Origin of the sequence: Nocardioides sp. (genome assembly GCF_035429765.1) — a bacterium.
Lineage (GTDB): Bacteria > Actinomycetota > Actinomycetes > Propionibacteriales > Nocardioidaceae > Nocardioides.
The window spans coordinates 1-7,065 of record NZ_DAOMFK010000166.1 but is presented as its reverse complement, the minus strand read 5'-3'; the positions used below and the strand labels follow the sequence as shown (position 1 = coordinate 7,065).

Sequence of the window (7,065 nt, the reverse complement as noted above, 5' to 3'; positions counted from 1 at the left end):
TCCGGTTCGACGGCGACGGGCTCTGGTTCCGGTTCGACGGCGCCGGGCTCTGGTTCCGGTTCGACGGCGAGGGGCTCGGGGTCCGGGTCGATGGCGAGGGGCTCGGGGTCCGGGTCGATGGCGACGGGCTCGGTCTCTGGGTCGATGGCGACGGGCTCGGGTTCGACCTCGACGGGCTGAGGCTCGGTCTCGACGGCGACAGGCTCTGGCTCGACGGCGACGGGCTGCGCCTCGGGCTCCAGGACGACGGCGACGGGGTCCGGCTCGGGTTCGACGGCGACGGGCTCGGGCTCCGGCTCGACGGCGACGGCGACGGGCTCCGGCTCGACCGCGACGGGCTCCTGCTCGACCGCGACCGGCTCCGGAGTCGCCTCCGCCTCCGCCTGGGCGCGCTCAGCGGCCTCGAGGAGTCGGCGCGCGGCCTCACGACTGGCCTTGGTGTCGGCGATGACCACGTCGTCGGGGGAGGTGGCCACCCCCTGGAACGGCTGCTCCCGGTTGGTCATCCAGCGGTCGAAGAGGTCGAAGGCCGTGCTCGAGGGATCTCCGGGGCGGTCACTCATGCGCCAAAATTACGGCGGCGCAGCCCCTTCCCGCAGGCGTTCGGCCAATCTTCTCCCGGATCACCCGAAGAGGGCGACGACGGGCCGCGGCGTTCGCGGTGGAGTAGGCGCACGGGACCTGGGTCGGCCCAGGCATCTCCCGTCGCCGGCCGTGGGAGGAGCAGAGCACATGGCGGAGAAGAGCCCCGTTCGGTTGTCCGTGGAGGAGCGCACCGCCCGCGGGCTGGCCGCCCGGCAGGCGGTCCCCCCGGCGGCGCACGCGCACTGGACGCCAGAGAACGGTCGGCCCGACCCGGTAGGCCTGCTGGAGTCGCAGAACCACACCCGCGACCCCGACCTGGTGCCCCTCAGGCACGGCCGGATGATGGTCTCGCCCTTCACCTTCTACCGGGGTGCGGCCAAGATCATGGCCTCCGACCTGGCCGGTACGCCGGTGGCCGGCCTGGACGCGCAGCTCTGCGGCGACGCGCACCTGTCGAACTTCGGGGTCTACGCCTCCCCGGAGCGCAGGCTGGTCTTCGACCTCAACGACTTCGACGAGACCCTTCCGGGCCCCTTCGAGTACGACGTCAAACGGATGGCGGCCAGCTTCACGATCGCCGCCCGCCACAACGGATTCACCCCGGCCGAGGGGCGTGAGGCCACGGTGGTGGGGGTACGCGCCTACCGAGAGGCGATGGCCCGGTTCGCCGGCATGCGGACGCTGGAGGTGTGGTACGCGCACCTGGCGGAGGAGGACCTGGACCGGGCCGTCAAGGAGGCCGTCGCCCAGGCGCCGGACCAGAAGCTGGCGCGCAAACTCGAGAAGCGAAGCAGGAAGTCCACCCGCAAGGCACGGAGCCGGGACAGCCTGCAGGCGCTGGCCAAGCTGACCGAGACCGTGGACGGCTCCTACCGGATCGTCAGCCAGCCGCCGGTGGTCGTGCCGAGCCGCGAGCTCGGGGACCTCTACGGCGCCTCCGCGGGGATGGAAGCCTCCCCGGGGATGCTGGAAGAGGTCATCCACCGCCAGTTCGAGCGGTACCGCGCCACCCTCCAGGAGGACCGGCGACAGCTCCTGGAGCGCTACGAGGTGGTGGACTGGGCCCGCAAGGTCGTCGGGGTGGGCAGCGTCGGCACCCGCGCCTTCATCGTGCTGCTGCGTGGCCGCGACGACCTGGACCCGCTGTTCCTGCAGGTCAAGGAGGCGACCCGGTCGGTGCTGGAGGACCACCTGCCGCCCAGCCGGTACCCCGTGGCGGGGGCCCGGGTGGTCCACGGCCAGCGCCTGATGCAGGCGGCCAGTGACATCTTCCTGGGCTGGACCACGGGCGAGGACGCCGGGCGCTTCTACTACTGGCGCCAGCTGCGTGACATGAAGGGGTCGACCGACGTCGAGCGGATGCCTCCACCCGCACTGGAGTTCTACGCCGGCGTGTGCGGCTGGACGCTCGCTCGGGCGCACGCGCGGTCGGGGGACCCGGCTGCGATCGCGGCGTACCTGGGCGAGGACGACGCGTTCGAGGAAGCGGTCGCCGACTTCTCCGGCCGCTACGCCGACCAGAACGAGCAGGACTACGCTGCGTTCGTCGAGGCGGTCCGGTCCGGGCGGCTGGACGCGACCGAGGGCGTCTGAGGCCGCGTCGTCCACAGGTCAGGAGGGCGGGGACGTGAGCGACCACGACCTGGGTGGACGAGTTCCCCCGGCGCAGGAGGAGGCCGGCCGGCGTCGCTTCTCCGCCTCCAACCGCTACGGCCTGGCGCTGACTCTGGTCGTCCTCACCTACCTGCAGACGCTGACCGTCTCGGACTCCCTCGCCGCGGGCGCGGTGATCGTGCTGCTGCAGCTGGTCACCGGGTACGTCGTGCTCAGCGTCTCGCAGTCGCGCAGGATCCGGCACGCCGCCGGAATCGGCGTCCTGGTGGCGTCGGTGCTGGTGTTCAGCCTGCTGCTGGGTGGGCTGTGGGCGGAGAGCAAGTGGCTGCTGGCGGGTCTGTACCTGTTCAACGTCGTGCTGTTCGCCCTGCTGCCGGTGGTCATCCTGCGGCACATCTTCACGCGTGCGGACGTGGACGGGCAGACGTTCCTGGCCGCGCTGACCGCCTACCTGATCATCGGCATGGAGTACGCCTACATCTACCGCACCATCGAGCGCGTCCAGGACGTTGCGTTCTTCAGCGGCGGCGGCACGCACCCGATGTCGGACTTCCTGTTCTTCAGCTTCGTGACGCTCACGACCACCGGCTACGGCAACCTGGTGCCTGCCGCCTCGGAGGGGCAGACGCTGGCGATCGTGGAGATGGTGATGGGGCAGTTCTTCCTGGCTGCGGTGGTCGCCAAGATCGTCACCGCCTGGCGCCCCCGCTGGGCTCGGCAGCCCGGCGCCGGGTGGGACTTCGCCCCGCCCCTCGGCGAGCCCGAGCGTCCCCCGGAGCGGACCGACCGGGGCTGAGCGCCCCCTCAGTCGCGGACCGCAGCCTCCACCAGGCCGAGGGAGCGCGCGCGCTCCACGGCGGCGGACCGCGAGGAGACCCCCAGCTTGCGGTAGACCGCCAGCGCCTGCGTCTTGACCGTGTGCGGGGACAGGTGCAGCCGCTCACCGATCTGCGGGATCGTCAGGTGGCTGGGCAGGAACCCCAGCACCCGCAGCTCCGCCGGGGTGAGGGTGCTCGCCGCGAACCCCTCGACGGCGAGCGAGTGCAACGCCTCCTCGCCGGCCTCCAGCAGCTCTTCGGCCAGCGAGCCGCTCAGGTCGGGGGTGAACAGGAGCCTGGCCTCGGAGATGAGCGAGCGGGCCAGCGGCCCGTCGCCGAGCAGGGCTGCCGCCCGCGCCAGCACCAGGCGCCCGGTGACGGCGAACCACGGGGCGAGACCCCGGGCCGCCTCGATGCCGCGTCGTGCGGTCTGCACGGTCAGTGCGGCCTCGGGATCGTGCCGGGCGGCTTGCACCAGGGCGAGGGCGGAGATGGGGTGCGCCGCCGTGGCGAGCCGGTCCAGCCGCTGGCTGACCACCCACTCACCGGCCTCGAGGATCTGGCGGGACCCGCCTTCCCAGTCACCCTGCAGGATCAGCAGCAGCCCCTGCCAGGCCAGCGCGTCGGCCTCGACAACCGGCACGTGCAGCGCCCGCGACAGCAGCACTGCCTGCTCGAGACTGGCGTAGCCGCTCTCGGTGTCCCGCAGCAGCGTCTGGGTGATCCCGCGGAGGCTCGCCGCCGGCGCCTGCATCGGGGAGTCCGCGGGGAGCCCGGAGGCCGCCCGGGTGCACAGGGTCACGGTCTCGGCCGGACCGCCCGTGCAGACCAGCCCCCGCAGGACGGCCACGCTCGCGGCGTACTCCTCGCTGGCGGCACGCTCCCGCCATCCCGGGCCGGCGAGGCTCTCGGCGGTGCGCAGCCAGCGGTTCATGCTGTCGACCTCGGCCGACTGGGCCGCGGACCAGGCGGCGGCGAGCGCCAGCCAGGGGTCGGCCGCGACCTGGTCCTCGGTGAGTCCGGCGAGCCAGCTGCGCAGCCGATCGGGGTGCTCGCTGCTCACGCACCAGGCGACGTGGGGCCAGACGATCTCGCCGAGCAGGTGCGGGTCGCCGCACGCCTTGGCGTGCCGGACCGCGGCGTCCACGTCCCCGTGCCCGGCGAACCAGAGGGCGGCCCGGCGGTGGAGTCCGGGAGCCGACTCCGGCTCGTCGGCCTCCAGCGCGTCGTGCAGCGCCTCGGCCAGCAGGTGGTGGAGGCGGAACCGGTGCCCCACGTCGTCCAGCGGGACGACGAGCAGCAGCTTCTCGTGCAGGCTTCGGAGCAGCCGGGCGGAGCCGGTGCGCTCGAGCACCGCGTCGCACACCGGCCCGGTGAACTCCTCGAGGACCGACGCCCTGGTCAGGAAGTCCCGCTCCTCCTCGTCCAGCTGGGTGAGCGCCTCGGAGCGGAGGTAGTCCACGACGAACCTGTGCGAACCCGGCAGCCGGGCCGCGCGGGCGACGGCGTGCGGGTCGCGGCCCTGGAGGGCGAGCGCGCTGAGGTAGACGCCCACCGCCCAGCCCTCGGTGTGGTCGACCACCTCGGCCACCTGCTCGTCGGAGAGGGTGATCCCCTGGTCCAGCACCAGGCGCGCTCCCTCGTCGAGGTCGAAGGCCAGGTCGGCGGGCCCCAGCTCGAGGAGGCGTCCTTCGGTGCGGGCGCGGGCGAGCCAGGCCGGGGTGGTCCGGCGGCAGGCCAGCGCGACCTGCGAGCCCGGCGGCACCGCGTCGCAGACGGTCTGGACCAGAGCGAGGCAGCCGGCGTCCGAGATCGCGTGGAGGTCGTCGAGCACGAGCAGGTACGGCGTACTCCGCGAGGCGGCCAGCCGGGTCATCGCGGGAAGCAGCACCGCCGAGAAGGTCGGCTCGGCGGCGGTCGCGACCTGCCGGGTGTCCGGCGCCGGTGGGCCGAAGGCCTCGAAAGCGTCGATGAGAGCCTCGGCCAGCGCCGCCGGCTCGTCGAGGTGGGCGGCCAGTCGCAGGGTGTGCACCGGCCGGGTCTCCTTGCGGACCCACTGCTCCATCAGGGTCGTCTTGCCCGAGCCGGCTGGGGCGCTGACCACCACGATCGGTACCGGGCCTGCCTGCGCGAGGTGGTCGAGCAGGCGCTTGCGCTCCACCCAGCGTCGCGGGAAGCCGGAGGGGGTCTGGTCGTTGGTCCCTATGGTCTCACCGCCTTCGCGCCCTGCACCCGAGACAAGGACCGGTCGGCCGGTCATCCTAGCCGGTCGGCTCGCTGGGTGAGGACACTCCGGTGGCCGACGACGAACCGCTGGAGTCCGGGTGGGTAGGCGTGCCAGGCTCTGGGGCATGGTCGAGCTGGTCCCTCCGAGCACCGCGCTCCGTGACGCCTGGCTGGAGTCCCGCGAGGAGTGGGGGCGAGGGGTTCACCAGGACGGCTCGGGGCTGCGCGAGAACGACGACGTCGACACCGTGGCGGGGTTCGCGTCCTGGGTGGCGCGGCTCGAACGAGAGGCCGACGAGTCGGTGCCCCCGGAGAACGGCAAGGTGCACGCGACGTACTGGTGGCTCGTCGAGGACGACACCGTGCTCGGCGCGATCTCGCTGCGGCACCGGCTCAACGACTTCCTGCTCGACGCGGGAGGTCACATCGGGTACGGCATCCGGCCGTCGGCGCGGCGCCGGGGGCTGGCGACCTGGGCGCTGGGGGAGGTGCTGGGGGTCGCGAGGAGCCGCGGGCTGAGCCGGGTGCTGCTCACCTGCGCGGACACCAACCTCGCCTCGGCGCGCACGATCGAGCGGCACAGCGGCGTCCTGGAGGACACGCGGCACACGCCGCTCGGCTACCTGCGGCGCTACTGGATCGACCTCGCCGGGTAGCCCCGCTGCCGCGGCGTCTCGCCGCGCCGCCGCCCGCCCGCCCGGCGCCCTGACTACTGGTGCGTACGACGTACCAGGCGCGTCGTACGCACCAGTAGTCAGGGGAAGGGGCCGGCGGGGCAACCCGGGGCGCAGGGTCGCGCCGATCCGGTCCAGCCCCGCTGGCCGAGCAGGGCCCCGACCCGGACGGCGGTCAGGCAGCTTCGCCCGAACACCTGGCCCCAGCCCAGGCGCACCGTGACCTGGCCGTCCACCAGGGCGTCCAGGTCCCGGTCCAGGTCGCGATCGTGCTGCTCGGGCCCCTCGTGGAAGGCCCGCCCGTCGAGCTCGACGACCAGGGAGTACGCCGTGTAGAGCGCGTCGCGGTACGCCGCTCCGCTCCGCGCGCTCGCCGGCGCCTGGCGCTGGGCAGGGGGCAGCCCGTGCGGCCGCTCCACGTAGGTGAGGTAGCCGTGCTCGAGGGTCGAGCAGGTCCCGGCGGCGATGTCGGCCAGCACCGCGCTGAGCCACGGACGGCGGCGGATCCGGCCGCGGCCCTGCAGGGCGGTGGTGATCCGGCCCGCCGTGGTGAGCCGCTGCTGGCAGACCCTGGTGAGCACGGCGACCGCGTCGAGGTCCGAGCACACCCGGGCCGCCTCGTCGAGCACGGCCTCCTCAACGCGGATCCGCGGCGGTCCGGTGTTCCACAGCACCCGCTGCTCGAACCGGCTGGGCCGCGTCACGCGGTAGCCCGCGGGGGGCTCGACGTGCCGGTCCTGGGGCACCGCGAGCACGATCGGCTCCGTGCTCGCGGGCCACGAGCCGCCGGCGGCTGCCCGGAGCGCCGAGCCCTCCGCGAGCGCGGCCGGCCAGTGGTAGAGCACCCCGGCCCACGCCAGCTGCGTCCACGTCGGTTCGCCGGTGTGGTCGAGGTAGACGCCGGGCAGCAGCCTGACCAGCTCCCGGCGGCGCAGCATCCGCTCGAGGTCGGCAGGTCCGCCGCCGGCCTCGAGCACCTGGCGACGCGAGATCACCCCCGACTGCTGCTCGAGGGTCCGGGCCAGGGCCAGCCGTGAGCCCGGGAGCGTGGGGTCCATCGCCCGATCGTCGGCCCGCCGCCACCCGAGCGGGCTCTGCTCCACCCGGTCTGTGGACGGGCCACCCGCGGAGGGCCCCTGTGCGCGCCG

At 73.7% G+C, this 7,065-nt stretch carries 5 protein-coding genes and 1 pseudogene; 3 read left to right on the top strand and 3 right to left on the bottom strand.

Annotated elements, in window-relative coordinates:
- Positions 1-563: pseudogene (locus tag PLP61_RS13270) on the bottom strand (hypothetical protein); the annotation flags it as partial.
- A gap of 169 nt (positions 564-732) precedes the next feature.
- Here PLP61_RS13270 and PLP61_RS13265 point away from each other — a divergent pair.
- Positions 733-2,178, top strand: a complete 1,446-nt coding sequence (locus tag PLP61_RS13265; protein ID WP_324503212.1) for a DUF2252 domain-containing protein — start codon at positions 733-735, stop codon at positions 2,176-2,178.
- A 34-nt stretch (positions 2,179-2,212) separates the two neighbouring features.
- Positions 2,213-2,995 (top strand): potassium channel family protein, encoded by a 783-nt coding sequence (locus PLP61_RS13260; protein ID WP_324503211.1) that lies wholly within the window; start codon positions 2,213-2,215, stop codon positions 2,993-2,995.
- An 8-nt stretch (positions 2,996-3,003) separates the two neighbouring features.
- Here PLP61_RS13260 and PLP61_RS13255 read toward each other — a convergent pair whose 3' ends face one another.
- Positions 3,004-5,178, bottom strand: a complete 2,175-nt coding sequence (locus PLP61_RS13255; protein WP_324503210.1) for a helix-turn-helix transcriptional regulator — start codon at positions 5,176-5,178, stop codon at positions 3,004-3,006.
- Between the two features lie 190 nt (positions 5,179-5,368).
- Between PLP61_RS13255 and PLP61_RS13250 the strand changes: the two genes are divergently transcribed.
- Complete coding sequence (locus PLP61_RS13250; protein ID WP_324503208.1) at positions 5,369-5,899, top strand: GNAT family N-acetyltransferase; 531 nt, start codon at positions 5,369-5,371, stop codon at positions 5,897-5,899.
- Between the two features lie 98 nt (positions 5,900-5,997).
- On the opposite strand, the gene PLP61_RS13245 is transcribed toward PLP61_RS13250, so the two are convergent.
- The gene (locus PLP61_RS13245) at positions 5,998-6,975 is read right to left on the bottom strand and encodes a hypothetical protein (protein WP_324503207.1); all 978 of its coding nucleotides are present in this window, start codon (positions 6,973-6,975) and stop codon (positions 5,998-6,000) included.
- Positions 6,976-7,065: the final 90 nt, after the last annotated feature.

Excerpts from the sequence above, each read along its gene's own strand:
- PLP61_RS13265 (WP_324503212.1), top strand. The coding sequence starts at position 733 with ATGGCGGAGAAGAGCCCCGTTCGGTTGTCCGTGGAGGAGCGCACCGCC.
- PLP61_RS13250 (WP_324503208.1), top strand. The coding sequence starts at position 5,369 with ATGGTCGAGCTGGTCCCTCCGAGCACCGCGCTCCGTGACGCCTGGCTG.
- PLP61_RS13245 (WP_324503207.1), bottom strand. The coding sequence starts at position 6,975 with ATGGACCCCACGCTCCCGGGCTCACGGCTGGCCCTGGCCCGGACCCTC.